General features: G+C 58.7%; 17 protein-coding genes. 6 read left to right on the top strand and 11 right to left on the bottom strand.

Going from position 1 to position 18,933, the window contains the following annotated elements:
• Window positions 1-287 precede the first annotated feature (287 nt).
• A complete protein-coding gene (locus tag LFL96_RS06245; RefSeq protein WP_280999238.1) occupies window positions 288-1,373 on the top strand; it encodes an AlpA family phage regulatory protein in 1,086 nt (361 codons plus the stop codon).
• A gap of 55 nt (window positions 1,374-1,428) precedes the next feature.
• Here LFL96_RS06245 and LFL96_RS06250 read toward each other — a convergent pair whose 3' ends face one another.
• On the bottom strand, window positions 1,429-3,198 hold the full coding sequence (locus LFL96_RS06250; RefSeq protein ID WP_280999240.1) for a hypothetical protein: 1,770 nt from the start codon (window positions 3,196-3,198) through the stop codon (window positions 1,429-1,431).
• 783 nt (window positions 3,199-3,981) lie between these two features.
• Between LFL96_RS06250 and LFL96_RS06255 the strand changes: the two genes are divergently transcribed.
• Together LFL96_RS06255 and LFL96_RS06260 are read left to right on the top strand one after the other, a co-directional pair.
• Complete coding sequence (locus LFL96_RS06255; protein ID WP_280999242.1) at window positions 3,982-5,169, top strand: inovirus-type Gp2 protein; 1,188 nt, start codon at window positions 3,982-3,984, stop codon at window positions 5,167-5,169.
• 17 nt (window positions 5,170-5,186) lie between these two features.
• Window positions 5,187-5,738 carry a hypothetical protein gene (locus LFL96_RS06260; RefSeq protein ID WP_280999244.1) on the top strand — a complete coding sequence of 184 codons (552 nt, stop codon included), beginning with the start codon at window positions 5,187-5,189 and terminating at the stop codon, window positions 5,736-5,738.
• A gap of 209 nt (window positions 5,739-5,947) precedes the next feature.
• Here the strand turns inward: LFL96_RS06260 and LFL96_RS06265 are convergent, their stop codons facing one another.
• Entirely contained in the window at window positions 5,948-6,340 is a 393-nt protein-coding gene (locus LFL96_RS06265; RefSeq protein ID WP_280999245.1) for a hypothetical protein, read from the bottom strand.
• Between the two features lie 482 nt (window positions 6,341-6,822).
• On the opposite strand from LFL96_RS06265, the gene LFL96_RS06270 reads away from it, so the two are divergent.
• Both LFL96_RS06270 and LFL96_RS06275 read left to right on the top strand, forming a co-directional pair.
• Entirely contained in the window at window positions 6,823-7,905 is a 1,083-nt protein-coding gene (locus LFL96_RS06270) for a hypothetical protein (protein WP_280999247.1), read from the top strand.
• A 298-nt stretch (window positions 7,906-8,203) separates the two neighbouring features.
• Window positions 8,204-9,634, top strand: a complete 1,431-nt coding sequence (locus tag LFL96_RS06275) for a hypothetical protein (protein ID WP_280999249.1) — start codon at window positions 8,204-8,206, stop codon at window positions 9,632-9,634.
• A gap of 273 nt (window positions 9,635-9,907) precedes the next feature.
• Here LFL96_RS06275 and LFL96_RS06280 read toward each other — a convergent pair whose 3' ends face one another.
• Window positions 9,908-10,564, bottom strand: coding sequence for a hypothetical protein (locus LFL96_RS06280; protein WP_280999251.1), 657 nt, complete (start codon window positions 10,562-10,564; stop codon window positions 9,908-9,910).
• Window positions 10,565-10,791: 227 nt separating this feature from the next.
• Entirely contained in the window at window positions 10,792-12,534 is a 1,743-nt protein-coding gene (locus LFL96_RS06285) for a hypothetical protein (protein WP_280999253.1), read from the bottom strand.
• A 404-nt stretch (window positions 12,535-12,938) separates the two neighbouring features.
• Between LFL96_RS06285 and LFL96_RS06290 the strand changes: the two genes are divergently transcribed.
• Window positions 12,939-13,184 (top strand): helix-turn-helix transcriptional regulator, encoded by a 246-nt coding sequence (locus LFL96_RS06290; RefSeq protein ID WP_280999255.1) that lies wholly within the window; start codon window positions 12,939-12,941, stop codon window positions 13,182-13,184.
• A gap of 117 nt (window positions 13,185-13,301) precedes the next feature.
• Here the strand turns inward: LFL96_RS06290 and LFL96_RS06295 are convergent, their stop codons facing one another.
• The 7 genes from LFL96_RS06295 to LFL96_RS06325 form a co-directional block, all read right to left on the bottom strand.
• Window positions 13,302-13,583: a hypothetical protein gene (locus LFL96_RS06295; RefSeq protein ID WP_280999257.1), complete on the bottom strand. Its 282-nt coding sequence runs from the start codon at window positions 13,581-13,583 to the stop codon at window positions 13,302-13,304.
• Window positions 13,580-13,966, bottom strand: coding sequence for a hypothetical protein (locus LFL96_RS06300; protein WP_280999259.1), 387 nt, complete (start codon window positions 13,964-13,966; stop codon window positions 13,580-13,582). The genes LFL96_RS06295 and LFL96_RS06300 overlap by 4 nt, the downstream gene beginning before the upstream one ends.
• A gap of 103 nt (window positions 13,967-14,069) precedes the next feature.
• Window positions 14,070-14,996: a hypothetical protein gene (locus LFL96_RS06305; RefSeq protein ID WP_280999261.1), complete on the bottom strand. Its 927-nt coding sequence runs from the start codon at window positions 14,994-14,996 to the stop codon at window positions 14,070-14,072.
• Window positions 14,993-15,922 (bottom strand): phage capsid protein, encoded by a 930-nt coding sequence (locus tag LFL96_RS06310; protein ID WP_280999263.1) that lies wholly within the window; start codon window positions 15,920-15,922, stop codon window positions 14,993-14,995. The genes LFL96_RS06305 and LFL96_RS06310 overlap by 4 nt, the downstream gene beginning before the upstream one ends.
• A gap of 59 nt (window positions 15,923-15,981) precedes the next feature.
• Window positions 15,982-16,977, bottom strand: coding sequence for a lambda-exonuclease family protein (locus LFL96_RS06315; RefSeq protein ID WP_281000586.1), 996 nt, complete (start codon window positions 16,975-16,977; stop codon window positions 15,982-15,984).
• A 72-nt stretch (window positions 16,978-17,049) separates the two neighbouring features.
• On the bottom strand, window positions 17,050-18,015 hold the full coding sequence (locus tag LFL96_RS06320; RefSeq protein WP_280999265.1) for a DUF932 domain-containing protein: 966 nt from the start codon (window positions 18,013-18,015) through the stop codon (window positions 17,050-17,052).
• Window positions 18,016-18,100: 85 nt separating this feature from the next.
• Window positions 18,101-18,595 (bottom strand): hypothetical protein, encoded by a 495-nt coding sequence (locus LFL96_RS06325; protein WP_280999266.1) that lies wholly within the window; start codon window positions 18,593-18,595, stop codon window positions 18,101-18,103.
• Window positions 18,596-18,933 lie beyond the last annotated feature (338 nt).

Genomic DNA, 18,933 nt, shown 5'->3' on the forward strand with positions numbered 1-18,933 from the left:
CTGCAAGTTCAACGACTTGCGGGGCTTTTTGTTTTTCAGCCCATCAGCGGGCCCATCATCGAGCATCAGCTTGTCAACTGTCCACCTAGCCCATCGCTCAGGCGGTGAAGGGCAGGCCGTTGGCGAACTTGCTGTGCGTGTGCGTGGCCAGTTTGGCTCGAGGAGGACGTCGGAACATTCCCGCTCACTTATACTCGCAGAACTCACGAGAACAATCCAACGGGGTCCAAGTGCAAGGTCGCGTCAAACTTCCATCCGGTCCGCTCATCGAGTATTGGAGCTTCTGCATGGCCATTGCCGAGGCTGTGCGTCCAACGAGCGAGGCGCACTACCGAGGTATCGAGTGCATTGTCGGCAAGCTGGTGAAGCATCGCGGTTGGATGGCGCCGCCAGCAGACAACGAGAAATGGTCGACCCCGGCCGAATACCAGCCGGTACTCGTCCCCGATGGTGGGCGAACGCTGGATCAACTGCTTCCGCCTGACACGGACCAAATGAGCGCACTCGAATTTCCGGTTGACGCGGCCTCGCCGCGTCAACTGGTTGAGCTGCCGGCGCCTTATTCGCTTAACGAAGACGATCGGCGCATATTGCGGAAGATTTTGCCCGGCCTGCCTCCCCTGCGACATCCGGTTTCGGACGCCGAAAAGGCGGCGTTTCTCGATGCCTGGTTCGATTCAAATGAGCGACCCTTGTGGGAGCCTATTCTGGTGACGGCCGCGGATATCAAGCGATACGAGATGGAGCAGAAGGAGATTCAGAAGCGCCATCAACAGGCCTTACGCGACGAGCTTGCGCGCGGTCAGCTCAAGGCTGTCGATGCTGGATATGCCCCCGTAGCGTCACTGGTGCCGGACAGCTTCATTCCGAGAGAGTCTGCAATTGCCTATTTGAACCGTTGTGGCCTTATGCCCGACGACGGTGATGTAGGCGTCGATATTGAGCGCAATGACCAATCGCCGGAGTCGACGTACCGTCGGCCTCCGGCGATTATGCCCGTTGCGGGTCAAGCGCTGGCGGTAGAGGAATCCGTGGCGTCGGAGAGGGATGAGTCTGAACGCCTCGTTGTCGCTGTCAAAGAGAGCGGCCTTGGTTCGAGGAGTGGTCGAGCTGATGCGACTGGATTGCTGCAGCCTACCCCCAGCCCCGATAGGCGGAAGATCGGCAAGGTTGCGCGATTGCCGCGCGTCATTGAGCTAACCGGCCTCGGGCGCAGTTCGATCTACAATCGCATGGATTCACATTCGCGGTACTACGATCCGACTTTCCCTCGGTGCTTTTCTCTCAGTATCAGCGACACCGGCGCAGTGGGATGGGACGAAGAGCAGGTCTGCGCGTGGGTGGCGGCACAAGCGAAGCGCGCGCGGGGTTGAGCAGCGCGAACCGTTCCTAATGTCGCTAGGTGGACTTCGACTGATTGGCTGCGTTTCAATCTTCTGGCTTGCTGACGTAAGTTCTCTTTTTTCTAACTTCGACCTTTACGTGTTCACGATTAGTATCGTGTTCCTTGGGCTTTCCGGGTTGCCGTTCCAGTTGAATCGGGCGATGAGGCGCTGCCGGTTTGTCGCCACGTGATGACGAGTTCGACGCAGGGGCGGGCGATTGATTTTGTTGCGCGTCCGTCCGGCGAGCGGGCTCGCGCGAATTCATTGGACTTCCTCCGACATCGTAGCTCGGGTTATTGGACTCGTCGTTGGCGGCGTCGATCCGCGCGAAGCGAACTGCCGTCATGTACGTCGGGACAGGTGCTGATGCCGTGATGTTTTGGCTACCCTTTCGCCGTGAGCGCGTCTTGGCCGCTTTTTTTCTTCTCTCCGCAATCTTTGCGCCGTGTCTCTCCCTCGCCTGTACCCAGCGGGGATCAAGCATAAGCTCCCGGTTGGCCAGCGCGGCTTCCTGTAGACGGCTTACTGGCGAGCTTGGAGCCTTGGCGGCACGCTTCTTTTCTGTTTCCCGGCGTTTGTTTTGTCTTGTCCGTTCGGCAAGCTTTCCAACCGGTGACTGCGTGCACCAGAAGCGATGCAGACCTTCCGCCGACACCCGGCAATAGAAGTTGGGTTCGGTTACAAGGACGATTCGTTCCAGGGTCTGGCTGTAGCGCTTATCGGCGCCCGAGTGTGCTTGAAATAAAATTTCGCCAACGCAGCCTGCGCGGCCCAGACCGATCTCGCCGTTCCAGCGGTTGACGAGTTTAGCTAATACATCCGCGTCCTGTACGAGGGCGTTCTTGGTAAAAAAAACGAACGTTTCCATCCAGCACCCCAATATCGCGTCCCGCTTGAGTAGGATTGCATGCCCAAGATAATCGCTGTCCGGAATCTCGCGCTTGATGTGCTTGACGAGTTTTTTTCGCAACTCTTCGGATTTACTTCGGGATATAGGCGGGTCCCCACCGATTACCTTAATATCTCTTCGGATCGTAAGATGAGCAATGACAGTCTGCGATTCGCCATCCAGCAAATGACACGCAAATTGCATCAAGCTGCGCCTATTATCGAGTGGCGTTCGACGGAAAGATTTTGCCTTCTCCCTCGAATTTCGAATTGATTGATAAAAACCCGCAAAGAAATAATTGAGATCGTCGCGAATTTGATAGATGCGAGTGTGATTAAAAAATCGCTGGCGTGATTGCTCAAAAAAATACTCGTCGGCGATTTTTTCAACTTCATAGTGCCAACCATCAATTTCAAAACTTGGTCGGGAGCGGAGCGCGTCCAATAAGATCTGAAAATAAGGATGTAAATCACATCCTGGAAAATGCTCCATGACTGTAAGAAGCCTACTGCAGGCAGCCTTGGTAAAAAGTTCGAACATCAAGATGCCCGGCGGCCTTACGTCAAGATACCGATTTCCTTTTGCGTCAATAGACACCGAAAAAAATCCCTGTTGCCAGCGTTGCACGCTGGCGAGTTTCTCCAGTCGCTGAACGATATTCCGGATGGAGATCAATAAATCGAATCTGTCGGCCCCATAACGGTCCGCTATTTCCCGAGTCGGGAGCCTTAGGCTCTCCCATGCGTTTTCTTCGGCCGCGAACGAGGCCTTGCCCGTCAGAAGCTGATATGCAGCGCCGGGCGGCGCTGTTCGCTTTTGTCTGATTGGAGGGCGCGGCAGCCTTATAGCGGCGCGATGATCGGGCATGGGATCAAAAAAGTGATGGTTCGCAAGGATTGTAACCGGACGGCGAACGTGCAACAACTATGTTCCCCTTTGCTGAATAGTTACTTCCCTTAGTCTATCTGAAGGGGTAAAGCTCGGATTTCCTTCTGACGATCATTTGCGCGAGCTGGCTGGGCTAGGACTAGGAGCGGCTCACGAAAATCGGGCTCCGTCGGGTATCGGTGAGAGGGACGCCGCTGCTGCAGCTCCAGTGAGCGAACGTCGATGGTTGATATTAGTTGCCATCTCCGCACGGATGGCGTTGCAGGCATCGGCGGGGCGATAAACGAGCGTCCGTCCGCACCCGCACGTGGCGAGTGGATGTTGTAAATAATCAGCGAAGCAACCTGAAGTGAGGAAGGGGGTCCTATTGATCTTGAGAACGTATTTTGCGCGCAGGCCCAAAGATGTGGGCAAAAATTGACTGGATAATTCCGAATAGTATGTGAGGTAAATAGTCGCGTGGTTGACGGAGTTTCTGGGGTCGAACGCCTGGTGCTGTCGAGGTATTAATTTCGATTGAATTTAGGTATGTAGTAAGGTTACTTATTATTCTAATCAAGAAAATGATAGTTCGAGTCATCGTAACCATGCAAACGTATAGATCTTCCTATCTCCGTGAATGTATCAATGGCATCTGAACCGCTGATATTGCTAGGTGAATGGCGAGCATCCCGCGAAGCAAGGAGATGCACGTCATGCGAGAGTAAGCTACCTCGTCATGCGATAACCTCACAGTGCGAGATAGCGCTCCTTAGGCGCAATTGGTCTTTACATTGATGTCGAATTTTATATCGACGCTAAGTTATTTGAGGTGACATCATGAGCTTTGCTCTACGAGAGCAGGTTTTTGCGAACACATTGACCTTTGAGAATCTGGGATACGGTGCTTGGGACGTAATTGGAATCGGAGATCGTGTTTGGGCCCGTGGTGAATATTCCGCCGTGTTCACGAAGTTGACTACGTTTCTGAAGCTCGTACTGAACACTCACGACATCGCCTACGATGTCGTGATGAAGGGAAGGCGAAAGCATGTGCGCAAACTCTCGGCGGGATTGGCGAGTTGCTTTCAGCGGCTGAACTGGCTTCCAGACATCTGTCTGCCAGGCTGGGCGTGCTCGCCCGACATCAGGCTGTTTCTCGACTGTTACGCCTCGCATCCCGATATTAGGCGCTGTGCGTGTATCGATCCCGCTGAACTGGTCAGAAACGATCTGATCGAGGCGGAGGTGTTCAATGATTTTGTCGTCTACGTGCGTAGCGAGGCGAAGCAGCGTGGCGTGAAGAAGGCGATGCGCAACTGGGTGTACGGAGGGACTGCGGTAGAGAAAAGGTCGATCCAGCACTACTTGAAGACCATGCCGAACGCCTCGACGAAGCTGTTGACGGTCCGCGCCGAGTTCCAGTACCGGGAGGAGGCGGTGTCTGAAGCCGACGTCATGATTCGCCCTTCGCTTACGTCGTTGTCGGGGCAGTTCCACGATCGTCGTCGGGAAAGGCGCGTGCCGGAGTGCGCGGCTCGGTTCGATCCGGAGCGTGCGATGGCGGACCGCGATAGTTTCGTTGCGAATCAGTTCGGCAAGGACAAGGAACTGTTCGCACGCCTTGTCGGCTATGTGTGGAAGATCGAGCAGGACGAGAGCGGGATTATTCACCACCACGTTCTATTCATCTTTGACGGTCAATGGGTCAAGGACGAATTCGCAGCCCTCGATCGGATGGCTGTCCGGTGGGAAGCAATCACGAAGGGGGCGGGCTACCTGAGTAGCAGCCACTACCGCAAAAAGTCTTTCAAGGAGAAGGGCCGGTGGTATTACGGATTCATCGATTGCCACAAGCCCGGGCTGCTTGAACTGATGATCGAGGACGCGTCGAGCTATTTCACGAAAGACAAGCAGTTGCTGCGATTCAAACCGACGCTCGGTTCTCGGACGTTGACAAAGGGACGGCGCCGCAAGCTGCGGGAAGGCGGCCCTGGGCGACCACGCAAGCAGGGCGAGGTTGTCTAAATGCTTTGCGGATTGGATTGGTTGCAAGTAGTTTCATTGGACTTCAAAATGCTGAAATTGTTTGCAATCAACTCGCCGTCATGTCAACAAAAGAAGCTTTATTGGAAGGACTTCGCGATCTTGAGCAACGGGAGATGCCGGGAACAGCGATGGCGCAGCTCAGGCAGATCAAGGATGAGATCAAGGCCCTTCGAACGAAAGGCTACACTCAGAAGCAGGTGTGGAGCAGCTTGAAGAAGCAGGGACTGGAGCTGACGTTCAGCGGCTTCAAGACCTTTCTGTACCGGATGCAGGAAGAAGTCGATCGGTCGCAAAAAGTTTCAAAGAGTCTCAAAAAGTGTCCGCACTGTGGTAGTGAGATAGTCGGCGTCGCGAGCGCCGTCGATGAACAAGCTGGCGCTGCATCGGCAACGGGCGTAGAGACGCTGGTTCAGCCTACGGAGCAGTCCGCTAATGTGAACGAGCGGGGGGAGAGTATGGGCAGCGTCTTTGCCCAACGCCTTGAAGACGGCAGCTTGAATAAGGGGTTTGGGGGTGGTGACCGTCGCTCGGACTCTGGTAGCAACTAAGGTGTAGAGATGCCGCGCGGCGTATCGCGAATTCACCCGGCATTGCACATATCCGCAGGTCGCTGATGGCCAGAGATGACAATGTACGACGTGGGGTGTCGAAATGCTCGCGACTCTATAGAGCCTGCAATACCCGGTTGCCGCGGATGGTTTGGGAGGCCGGCGGCGTGCGTCGTTTGAAGTGGGCCGGCCGTCTGCAGCGATTGCGATCAGTCGAGCCCGGCGCGCCGCAGCCCGATCGGCAGATACTTCGACAGTGGTTTTCCACTGAGGTTGGTGATTGCGCGATTGCGTCCGTCCGCGTCGTTCACCTGCTGATGGGCGTCGTCAAGCAGTTCCTGAAATGTAGCCTGCTCGGCGGACGATGCGTTTTCGGCGCCGTACGTTGTGAGCGCCATGACTATCGCTAGATCCTGATCGTAGAGGCTGCTCAGCAGGTCGGCAATTCGATTGAGTTCGCCGAAGCGAACATTTCGCATCTGGAGACCATCGGGTGAGAGGTGAATGCTGCTAATGATTCCGTCCGCTCCAGATACTTGGCGCGAAGCATCGGCAGCAATTAGCGCGTCAATTGCTTGACGGAGGCTTGTGGTTAAGTTCATGCGTTGTTCCATGTAAGGTTTTCGGAAGGCCGAACATGGACCCTAAATCGCACTTTTCAAGGGCGAGATAGATTGCGGACAGGAGCTCGCTCCAGATATCTTGTTGTTCATCAAAACCGCTAAGTTCTTTCCTCTCGGAGGGACGCCTGAGCGGCAGCACCAGCGGCGTCGCATTTGATGACCCATTATTGTGCCTCGACGATCGGTGCAGCGCGTTGCGAAGCGACTGGCTATCGAGCCTGCACCCCGATGAGCTAGCGCCACGGCGGACAACAATATAGAAACGTAGCGCGGAGAGGGTAACGAAGCGGAAAGCCGCCGCAGCAACCGTTGTTCCGAGCAAAGATGTTATCCATTTTCCCTAAGAGGACTCATTGGTACCGGCGTGCGTGGTGCATCGCGCGATTTTGATTCATCAATTCGTTCCAGTTGCCGGTCAGCCGGGAAGCGAAAAGGCTGGGACTACCACCGCGGGAAAGAAAATGAGCGAGACCTGGAAGAACAACGAATGGCCCATCGAGCGGATCAGAACGCTGACGCGCGAAAGCGTCAATGTTCTTCGAGGGAATTGCCTCACACGTAATCGGGCTGTCGCGGAACTCTGTGATCAAGTGCTTGCCGATGGTTCCTATGCGCCTGATCCGGGGAAGCCGGTCAGGAGGAAGCGTGGTGCGTCGAAAACCACGATCAAGGATGGCAAAAGGGGCGGAAAACAGTCGGAGTTCGTCCTGCCGCTCAACGCTGTCGACTTAGTCTCACAATTGCTCCGCAAGCTACCGTTCGCAGATACGGTCGCTAACGGACGACAACGCCGAGAGCTGCAGCAGTCGCCCGTGCAGACGCTTGGTGACCTCTGGAGGCTCTTCGTTGTATGTGGCTTCTCCAGTCAGGAGAACGCCGAAGACGACGGCAAGCTGGCGGCTTTTCTTCACGCGGACGGTCCGCTCCTGCGTCTTGACAAGGTTCGAGCAAACTACTGCGACCCCGCTTGGGTCCTATCCAAAATTAGCGGGCGTGGGCTACGCTTTCCCGAGAAAAAGGCGGATCTCGTGATCGGCAATTATGCTCACTTTGTCGAGGCTGGGATGGAGAGCGAGCGACTTGCCGACCGATGCTACGACAATGAAAAGCTCAAGATTTTCTGTGAACTCGCGCGTGGCACAGTGGATGATCATGATCTTGCAGGATCGGCGGTGTTCAGCAAGCACCTCAAGGCCGAACCGTTCGTGCAAATTGGCCCCAAGCAGTTGCGAAACATCCTCGTGAACGGTGGCTTGGCGCACAACATCGTGCCACTCGATTCCCGTTGGCTGGCATACCTAAAGGGGATCGTGCCGGAGGACGGTGCTCTTACACTCGCACGCTACCTCCTCATTGAAGACCTGTTGCGTCAAGCGCTGCTGAGCGTACAGGATAAACGCGCTGATTTGACCAACCTTGCCGTGCTTGATGCGGTTGTTTTCGCCAGCCAATCAAAGAAAGGCATTTCGCCAACGGCATGGTACGGAATGCCTCGTTCGGATGATGGGGCGCTTACGGGACTCGGCGAGGCGGCAGCAGCTTAACTTCCGAGACAGTACGCACTGATTGGAAGCGCGCACTCTTCACGAGGTGCAAGGCGGTTGCGCCCGAGAGATATGGGTGCGTGCGGCCGGTCTGCGTAGATATAGTGCGGCGGATTCGAACCGATCGAGGCCTAATCGGATTCGACCGGTCAAATGACCAACCCTTACAATAGCAGCGGTTCGGCACGGGGCTCGGGCGATGACACCCGGGACGTTTTTAGGAACCACACAGCCTTATAACGACTACGAGACTGCCTTGACAAGTCGCTTTCACTATTGGCTCCCCAAGCCGCGAGCCATGGCCTCCACATCAACTAAGACGAAGACGTTCCCGTCCCACTTTCCCAAGGATTTCGATTCGATTAAGACATGCCCGTTCGACGCAACACACAAACCACAAGTGCGCTCGCGCGTGTCCCGCGCCGAAGTGGCTCGTGCGGCGTTCGAGACTGGGTACGGCCCAAAGAAGGACTGGCCATCAACGCTCCTGATGAGCGGGCCGGAACGCGCTGCGCTCTGCTCGTTTCTCGGGGCGCGGGTCGCATGGGTGTTGAGCATGTTCGAGTTTTCGGCCGGCACGGTCGTGCCGCAGCAGTTCTCTCGATATGTCGAAACGTCTGAATGGAGTACCGTGTCCTATTACATGGGACAGATCGCGACGCGACTTGCTGCGGATCGTTGGTTGCCGCCGGCCAGGAGGCCTTGCAAGGTGCTGCATCAAGCGATCTTCACTTCAGCCGCGTTCGTTCGATCGGCTGCGGTAATCGGGACTAGAGGCAAGAAGACTGTCGCCACGCGCGCGCGCCCGAGCGCCCGCATTGGCAAGGTTCCGGACTTGCTTGTTCTGGACCAACTTGACGAGTGGCACCTTTTCGAAGCCAAGGGAGGGCGCACCAACTATCGCTCACCGGCGGTCATCAAGGCTCTGGACCAGTTGGACGCAATAACACGGATTGGGCGACCGGGAGCGCTTTCCAGGCCGGTCAGTAGCGTATGCGCATTTGCGAAACTAAACCGGCCGCGCAAAGCGGCGAAACCGGTCGAGTTCGACGTAGTCGACCCACCTTCCAGCGAAACTGGGGACGAAGGACTCGAGGTATTGGTCGAGGTTGTGGAACTGCTCACAGCATCGTTGCAATACGACATCCTCGAGACGCTCGTACGACCGCCTGAACCGCCTGATGTACTTGCGGACTTCATCGGCTCATGGGACATTCGCCAGATCGGTCTTGGCGACGCCTATATCGCACTACCTGATCGAGCGTTGATCGACGCGTTCGCATTCGAGATCGGAATTTACCAACGTGTGCGTCAACGCTTGGAAGTGCCGGGCGGGTTCGATGATCTCGCGAAGCCGGAATGGATCGAGGAGACGTTTCGGGCGGCGGCATCTCCTACGCGACGTGCGAACGTAGTGCCGGAGCGCGGTCAAAAGGCGCGAGAGGCGATTAACCAGTCCATGAAATCTGCGCAAACGGACCGGCAGCAGCCCGACGTATTGCTGGTTGAATTGGTCAAGCACCTCGACATCGCGAGCCTTTACACGCAGTTCGACGAGCAGCGCAGCAACTACTTTCGGCAATTTAGCGAGAAGATTCCGCCTGCGGCCGGCGCTGCGCCGGTACTAGGCCAAAGCGGCGCCGTATTTTTTGCTCCCAATGACCGGGACACAATGTCGGAAGATTCGCAAATCGCGACGCGGCGGTTACGCCGGCGCCAACGCAGTTGACAGCGCTTGGGGCCAATGGCGCCAAGCCGTATCGGGCATTGATCTTTACGAGCTCAAGCAGTTGATTGAAGCACTTGCAATTTCGAAAAGTGCCGACCAGTTCCCCTGGGCGGCAAAACGGTTCCGGCGAATCCGAGGGCTTATACCGGAACCGGTGCTGCACTTTAGAGCCGTCCGGTCCGAGCAAAAAAATGGTGGGTGGGTACGAGGCGCGCCTCGATATGTCGGCTTATCGTTGAACTCGCGTCTCGGGAGGAGTTATTGCGGGACTCCTTACCGATCCTCTTGCCAACCGTTGTCTGTTTTCGTCATCGCGATTTTGCCGTTGAAGATTTCTTCGATTCCGTCGGCGTACGCTTCGACCGGCTCGTTCCCATTGAAGAAGTTGTCGAGCAGCGACGAGTTGACGTTGGGGCAGCTTTGCCGCATGGCGCGCTCCATCGCCGCCTTGGCTGTTCGCGGAGCATTGCTCACGAGTTGGTCACCGCCGAGAAGCAGTGGCACGACCTTCTGATAGTCGGCCCAGCCGTCCTGATGGGCGACTTCGTATGCGCTCGCATCCTGGCCGGGGTTGGCCTGTATCCACGCCTGCTCTGCGGTCTTCCATGCGTTTTCGACGTCATGTGCGTGAGCGACCTGCTGCTTCAGATTGTCGACCTCCTGCGCATATTTTTCACCGGAGTATGCCTTGATGTCGGGCGTTGGCTTCATCTTGATCGTGTATTTCACGTCGACCAGATAGCGATTGTCACCCTGTGGCGTGCCGTTGACCTTTTCGAAGTGATCGACGGAAAGGTATTCACAGCCGCCAAGGGATGTCTGGATAGCGGCCTTCGCATCGTTCTCGGATGGACCGTTCGAGCAGGCGGAAAGTGCGACAGCGGTGGCGAGCATGAGAGGTGTAGCGGGAAGACGAAAGAACTGTTTCATGATGATCGGATATAGAAAAAGAAATCGCTTTGTAGTCTTCTGGAAGCGAGTGAGAGACCTGCGCGCTCAAGGGTTCTGCGGGAATGCCCGGACTCGACGCCGCGGCCAGCATCGAGGCCGCGATGGTGTCGGTGAAGGCAGCCAGGCAATCATGTTTGTCCTCATCAGGACAATGGAAGAAAGCGCAGGAAGGGAGGGGCCGAAACCCCTCCTTCCCTATGCATGACTCACTGCGGTGAGGTTGCTGACTGCACGCCTGCGAGCAGTTGTGCGTTGAGCGCACCCGTGAACTGATAGGTGCGTTGCGCGTAGGTCGACGGGTAAAGCCAACCCATGCGTAGATGGCCATTGCGCAGCGCGATCACGAGCTTCGCGCCATCGTTCAGCGGGGAGAGTAGCGGGTCCGTACCGATAGCCGACAGGGCAGCGCTCGAGAGATCGAGCACGAGGACATTGCTGTTGCGGCTGTAGACCGACCACGTACCACCTTGATTTACGGTGGCGGTGCCGCTTTGGTCATACGTGGTGTAAGTGATCTTGCCATCGGCCGTGATGGTCATGCCAAAACCACCGGCGCGACCTTCCAGCGAGAGACCGACAGCCTGTTGCACAGAGGTATAGGTCGTAGCTGCATCGCCAGTGATGAGAGAGATTACGCCGTCTTCGATCACTGCCGGTTGCGAATCGTCGCAAACCTGACCATTAACGATCGTGGGATTGTCGCAAGCAGGCGTCCACACCGGCAGGATGACCTGATCGGCGCTGTAGGACAGCAGACCCAGATACACCTTCGTACCGCTTGCAAAGGTGGTCGTGGTCAGCGGCGGTAGTTGCCACAGGTTATTGATCGCGTAGTTCGTCGGCACAGCCGTTGCCAACGTCTGGCCTGAGAGGTCGGCTTGACGGAACTCGTCCGTGTAGGTGATACCAGTCGTTGCGTCCGTGCCCGAGAGCACGGCGCCATTAACCGTCACCGGCAGCGGAGCGCGATATGTCGACACCGGAACAAAGTTCGACCAGGAAGCGTCGCTCTTCATTTCGTACGCGCCGTACATCGTTTCGTACTTGCCGTTCGTAACCGGCTGCCATGTGCCCGAGGAAAGCTCCTGCTGCTGGGTCACGACGGTGCCGTTGCTGATCGAGCGCACGTCCTGCACGATCGATTGCACCGGTGAGCTGTTGTAGTTCGCGAAGTATGGCAGGTAGCCGTAGAGCGCGTACGTCGTTTGCGAAAGCACCTGCGAGGCGTCAACGCCGGCGCAGACCGGCTTCGACGCTTGCGCTGCGATCTGGTCAGCCGTGACGTCCGTGGTGTTGTTCGCGACCATGGCGTTCGCTGCATTGCGAACCATTGCCGGATCGGTGACCCCATTCGTCGCGAGCGAGGTCAGTTTGTTCACGATCGCCGTCGCCGTCGAGAGAGCCTGAGCGTTACCCGATGCGATGTAATCGGCGTTGGGGTCGATGCCGCCGAGCATTGCGGTCACTGCCGCCGTTGCCTGTTGCTGCGAAAGGCCCGTTTCCATCTGGGCCGTGATCAGTGTCGACAAGGGGCTGATGTTCTGCGAACCCGTAGCCGTCACGATCTGGCTGAGCGTGATGGTAGCCGGGAAGACATAGTTCGGGCGTGACAGGTCTTTGGTCTGCGGCGTGATGATCACGAGCAGCGTCTTGCCGAGCAGGCCGCCGGTATCCGGCAGACTGTAATTGCCGTTGGCATCAGTCGTCGCGGTGGGTAGAGATGCGTCACATGCACCCTGCCCATTGTCGAAACAGACGGTCGCGCCCACGAGGTAGCCGTCGATCGCCTTACCGGTGAGTTGCGCATTCTGCGTCGGATTACCAGCGCTGCCAATTGAAGAGGGGGCGGAAGGGCTCCCGCCTCCGCCTCCCCCACACGCGACAAGTGATGCGGTAACCGATGCGCACAGCATCAGTTTCACAAATCCAGCACTCTTCGGAGTCTTCATTTATTGCCCTCGTTTGGGTTTATCTGTGTTCGTACAACCAGGCCGTCAGGCTCTCTCTCGCATCTATCCATCAACCGGACATCCAGGTTGCCTTGCGAAATGTTCGGCGCGCCGGCCATGTGGGTCGGGCCGTATTGCTCACTGGCTGCGCTGACAGACTGGAGCGCCGTGGACAGACGGTATAACGGCAAATAAAAAAGAGTCTTAAATACCGTGGTCGTAAAAACACTAAAAATTCATGTGTTAGCCCTAAAAGCTGCAAGTGCCGGGGTGCGCTCCGGTGTTTGTGGTCAAAGCTGCCCCAGCTCCGGCCGTTCTTGAAACACAAAGGATTCGCTAGCACAATTTCATTTGGTCCGTAAATACCGTGGTCGAAAAAACCCTCTCGACCGAGGATACGGGCTATGAACAGAGTGTCCGGAAAGCAGGATAAAGACCGTTACCTCGTCCGATTCGGCGAGGCGGTCCGCGCTCGCCGGAAGGCCTTGGAGTTGTCACAGGAAGCGCTAGCTGACTACGCGGATATCGATAGATCTCATATGGGAAAGATCGAACGGGGGGAGCGCAACATAACGTTTCTCAATATCGTTCGGATCGCGGCAGCCGTCGAATGCAAACCATCCGATCTACTTATCGACGCTGGCCTGTAATCGGAGCAGCTTCGAGTTGCCAATGAAATGCGCTGAGGACGTTTTAACCAATTGACGCACTCATCCTGTCGTTTTTTCTCCCCCGTCCGTAAAGCTTTCACAATTCTGCGCAAACCGTCAGTAATCGTCCGGCAGCAGGATAGTTGTGACCGTGCGGTCGGCCTCGGTGATGACCCAGACCCTCCCGCCTCCCGGTATCACATAGCTCGACAGCAGGCGTCTGTGAATCAGCAGGGCCAGCTCGTTGCTGGCGATGTCGGCAATATCAAGCTCACCCCAGTCCCCACGGAGATGCCGTTCCAGCAGGATGGTCGGCGAAATCCCGGCTTCTTCCAGCATGGACTGGGCGCCCGGAGTAATGACGGGTTGGCCCATCAGGAAGCGTGGGCGGTTGCTCATACCCGCCTCCCGACCGGGTAGCCGGTCATCGGCCACTTCGGGTAACAGCCATGAACAGGTGCGGGTGCGCGCGGCGGTTCATGACGGGATACCAACTGTCCGATCAGCTCAATAGTAGTGTTCGAACGATCCCATTCGGTGACCACGATGATGCGCGCGCCATCTTGCAGCGGGTAGATCGACAGCAGGCGCAGGCCGTTCGCGATCGACAGGTCGTTCTGCGACTTGTCATCGTCGGACACGATGCCCCAGTCGCCGACAATGTGGCGCAGCATGACGCTGATGACGGGAATCTGGCTGGCGCGTAGTTTTTCCAGTGCTTCGGGCGTGACCAGCAGCCGGCCCGGATGAAACCGCGGTTTGAGACGGATGGTGTTGCTCATGGAGGTGACTCCAGAATCAGGACGAACACGGGCCTCCGGAAGAACCGGATGCGTGATCGCAGAATGTGAAGGGAGGGAGACCGGGCGCAGTGGCGCGCCCGGTTTATGCAGTTCGCTCGATGACCAGCTTGCGCAGCGCGGCGGCTTTCGCCTGCGAGCAGCCGAGATGCTTGCGGATGCTCGCGACGGTCGGGCGCAGGAGATCGGCCTCGATGTCGCGTCGCAGCTTCGTGACTTCGGTTTCGGGTTCGGTCATGACAGGGGCCGGCGGCGCGTCAGCCGTAGTCACGTCGGATAGGTCGGCCGTGACTGTGGGTACGGCTTCGGGATGATTCGTGACGGACGATGTGTCCTGCGGCAGCAGCGCAATCGACCACAGCAGGCAGGCCATGCCTTCGAGAACCGCCGCAAACACGAGACTCGTGAGCAGTTCGAGCCGTGCATCCGCGACGCCTCGCAGCGCGGCCATCCACGCCGTGACCGGATCGTCACGGGCGGCGTCACGATGCGACGCGTTACTGTCTTCGATGACCTGATACCGGCGCACGTCAGTCGCTTCGGCGTCAAGTGCATCGAGCCGGACAGCCAGCGAGGTTCGCCGCACCCGTAGCGCCGGACAGTCGCGAATGCAGTGCCGGGCATCGGCCGTTGCCAGATCGGCCGCAACCGATGCGCGCTCCGCCATTACGGCCGTCAGTGCGCGATGAGCCGGCACGCTGGCGACTGACATGGCCGACACCCTGACCTCGCCCGCATGAAATTGCGACAGCAGGAAGAACGTCGCGTGTCCCCATGATGCGGCAGCCATGCAGCCGAGCCATAGCAGCGTACCGATACCGCGTACCGCGAGCGGCGCGGACCGGCATAGCGCGGGCAGCAGGTGAGCGCCGGCAATCAGCACGACGCTCACCGCCACCCACACGAGACGTTCCGACAACCACCCGCCGCGCTGCCAGCCGGCAAGCACCGACATGCAGACAGCCGTGGCGGTTGCCGCGACGGCCAGCGCGAGTTCCAGACGACGGATCATGCGGCCTTCCCGCGGAGCAGCGTGGCACGCTGATCCAGCCGGTCCTTCAGACTGGCTGCCGCAGGTGCTCCGCCACCAGCATCGGCATGAGCGCTAGAGTCACCTTGACGATGACCGTCACCGGACTGGGTCGGATAGAACTCGTCCGCGACTGCGGCGACATCCTCGATACTGTCCTCGAATGCACCGTTACCGAAGCCAGCCCGTGCGGCGGTATCGAGTGCGATCTGATCGAACCCGGCCGCGCGACGTCGCGCATCAAGCTCGCGCGCTTCGGTGATAGCTGTTTCGAGCGAGCTGCCCGCGCGCACGCAGAGATCCACGTAGTAGATCGCCGAACGGTAGCTCTGCGTGGTGGACTTGCCGCGCAGCTTGAGTTCCAGCGGCAGGCAGGCGAGCAGGTTGCCCGATACCGCCGCGAAGTAGTCAAGGCGCGCGGCGAGCGTGCGGATCGAGTTGTACGAGGTGGTGCGGAAGATGAACGAGCCCATCTCGTCTTCATCGCCGATCAGCACATTGAGCCGGCCGTAGGGCTTGCAGGCGCCTCCCTGACCGAACGCACAGCCGTCCGGCGACGGGCATGGCAGCTCCTCGATACCGGCGTCACCCGCCCGGCGGCAGGTCTCGCCGTTACCAACGCATACTGGCCGCCCGGTCTCGCGGTCGAAGCACGAGTATTCGGCGCGCAGGTTCAGGTCGGGATCTTTGAATAGGAATCGGACAGGGATCGAACGGAGCTTGCCGGCATTAGCCTTGCGCAGCGATTCATTGAGCGGATGCAGTAGCCATCCGTCGCGGTTCTGGATCTGGGTGGTAAGAGTGAACTGGTCGTCCTTCTCGGGTAGTCGTTTGCCGTTCTTCTCGACAAGTTTCCCGATACTGATGCGGCCGATAACGGGCGGAGTGATGCTCAAGCCTTTCAACATGGACTTCTCCTGTATACGTAAACAGAGGGGAATGAGGCAGGGAGGGGAGCGGCGGAGTTTCAGGTATTCACGAGAAACCGGCGCGAGCCGGGTTTCGTGATGGCGTACTGCGCGGCAAGCTCGGGGTGATCGGCTAGCAACTGCTGCAGGTCGATGCCGGCGCTGTCCCTGCTGCGTCTGAACGACACCGAACCCGTCTCGAACTCGGCTCGGTCGGCGTCTCTCATCGCCTGCTGGATGGTCTGCTTCAGCTTCGCCTCGATGGCCTGGTGGCCCTCGATCTCGGCACGTACGGCGACCAGATCGGAGAACACCGACGACAGGTGACGGTCGTCTGTGAAATCGACCGCGCCCCCTGAGCCCGGATACAGACAGCGCAACGCACGATCGGCGGATTCCGATCCGTCGGCGGCCGGCGGCGTATCGGTCTCTACGTGCCGCCAGAACGCGGCTTCGAGTTCGATCAGGTGGCCAATGAGTCCGTCGTCACGCTCGATTCGATGCACCTCAAGCTTCTGGCCGCAGATCAGCACGGCCACGTCGGCAGAGGACTTGCCCGTGACCGCGAGCTGGTGCTGAACCTGCAACTGCACGTACTCGGGCACACCGTCGCGCCACAGCGGTGCCCCGAACGCGCCCGCTGTCTTGCATTCAAGCAGTTGCACGTCGCGGTTGCCGACGACTTCCCGATCTACGTTAGCCAGCATGAACGGCACCGTTGGATGCTGGAGTACCGCATTGACCCGTCGCACGCGGTTGCCGGTCTGTTTCGTGTACGACGCGGCGACAATCGGCTCCAGCAGCGTCCCCCAGTACACCGGCTCGGTCGTGTCGTTCGCGTCTGGCTTCGGCAGGTTCGCATCGCGGCCGGTCTTGATGAGCCACAGTTCAAGTGGGCTCAAGTGCGGCGACAGCCCCACGGCGGCAGCCGCATCCGAGCCACCGATCCCGTTCTTCCTTACCGACAACCAGTCCTCGCGCGAGAGAGATTTTGTGTCGACTAGCCGTAGCGCAGGCCGATGCCGACCGCGCCCGGCCGATTCAGACAAGGCCATTTGCATCCTCCAGAAAGCAGAAGGCCCGGCGGGAAGATCCCGGCCGGGCCGTATGACGTCATGGACATGGGTTCAGGCAACCAGCTTCATTGCCTCGTCCCACGCGCGCAGTTTGATCGCGGCACCAGCGCCGAACCAGGCGGCGTCGCGCCGGTGGTCTTCGCTGCGCGCACGGCGCTGGTGATCGACGAATTCCGTGATCGAATTCACAAGACCCCATGCCGTACCGGACGCCGTGCAGAGCGTCGCGCCCTTGCCGCGACCGGCATACAGGCATTGCACCACCTTGATCGCGCTGTCGTTGGTGGCCGGCATCGGGACACTGGAACTGGCCGGATAGGTCAGCACGCGGCGGAAGAACGCCTCGGCCGCTGCGTCGTCCACTTTGCGATCTGCCAGGGCTTTCATGCGGACCATGAAACCGTCCCACGAGGACGTAGCGATTCCCAACTGGCGCTTGACTGCGGCAGCGTCGAACTGGGTGCGGTGCGGTACCTTCACGCAGCCTGCAGAATCGTCGAGTGCGACTTGTAACGTATTCGAGCAGACCACGCGAATTGACGTGAACTGTGCGGTGGTCGCGAGGGTGCCATCGCAGGCGGTAGCGAGCAGCAGGTAGCCATTCACCTCGTCGCGCCCCTTGAGCGAGACGGACTGGCCGGTACGGGCGAGCGCCCACAGTTTCTTGCCGTCCTTGAGCACGCCGGCCGTCTCCAGCTCGAAGCCGCCGACCTCGGTAAGGTCGCGATAGAACTCCAGCACGTCGCGGGGCTGTACGACCTGATAGCGCGACGACACGACGGACAGTGGAGCTTTCGTATCGCTTCGGTACAAAACGCGCTGTTCGGGAAACGCGTGAATCGAACCGAGGCCGGAACCGGCTTGTCCTGCGACAAAGCGAACATCGGCCGATTCGATCGTCCAGTCCATGCCGGCCTGTTTCTGCCAGGTCTCGATCGACTGTTTCGGGGAAAGCGGATTGCCAAGGCCGTGCCACGGGGTGTCGCCGACATAGGCCATCGATTGAACCAGGTGCATTTAAAACCTCCAGACAAGTGCATAAAGCCCGGCACACGGCCGAGCATTAAGGGAAACGACAGGAAAGAGGAAAGTGGAAGCCCGATCAGTCTGGACAGGTTGAGAAGAGATGCCCGCACGCGCGGCAGCACCGGTTAGCGAGCACTTTCCGGTCGATGGTTTCGCCAAGAGCCGCGCCTGTCGCGCAACCCGCAGCCGCGCCGGCCAGGCCCGCGATAATTGCGCCAGCGATGCTGCCGCACAGTGCGCCGAAGGGGCCGCCGAACGTGCCGGCCGCCGCGCCTACCTCAGCACCGGACAGTGCTGCTGCGGCGGCGCTCGTTGCGCCGGCAGCAGCGCCAATCGCACCGCCGATGCGTCGCGCAACATGGCGGGGCTCCGTGCGGAGCGATTCACAGGCCGGACAGGCGTAGATCATGTCGTCCGCGCGGGGGAGGTAGCGAGGCCGCTCCTGGCCAAACGGACGGTGCGGTGACTGCTCGGGCTCGCGCTCGTGCAGATACAACTGTTCGGCTAGCCATTCGTCTTCGTCTTCGTCGTCATCGTCGAACGGTGGATAGGGCAGGCGGCGATCAGGCATGGCAGGCCGTTGCCTTTCGCCGGACGTGACCGACGTAGCAACCGGCGCACATCGCCCACAGTGTGCCGAGCGCGAAGCAGATCACGTATGCGACCAGATAATCGAGGGGTGGGGTGGGAAGCATCACCGGACTCCTGAGGAGGGTTCGCCGGTGCGCAGTCGCAGCGGCGGAGCGGCAGGCTGCTGCCGTGCTCGGGTCGGTGATATAGGTTTGATTTTCGTTTGGATCGAGACTGGTAAGCGGCGTAGGTGCTCTGCCTCAGTCCGACCCGGAGCAGTAGTCGGACAATGTCCCGCCAACGTCCGCTTCCGTTAAAAAAACGACCTCACTGCCAAGC

It is taken from the genome of Paraburkholderia sp. D15, from assembly GCF_029910215.1.
GTDB lineage: Bacteria > Pseudomonadota > Gammaproteobacteria > Burkholderiales > Burkholderiaceae > Paraburkholderia.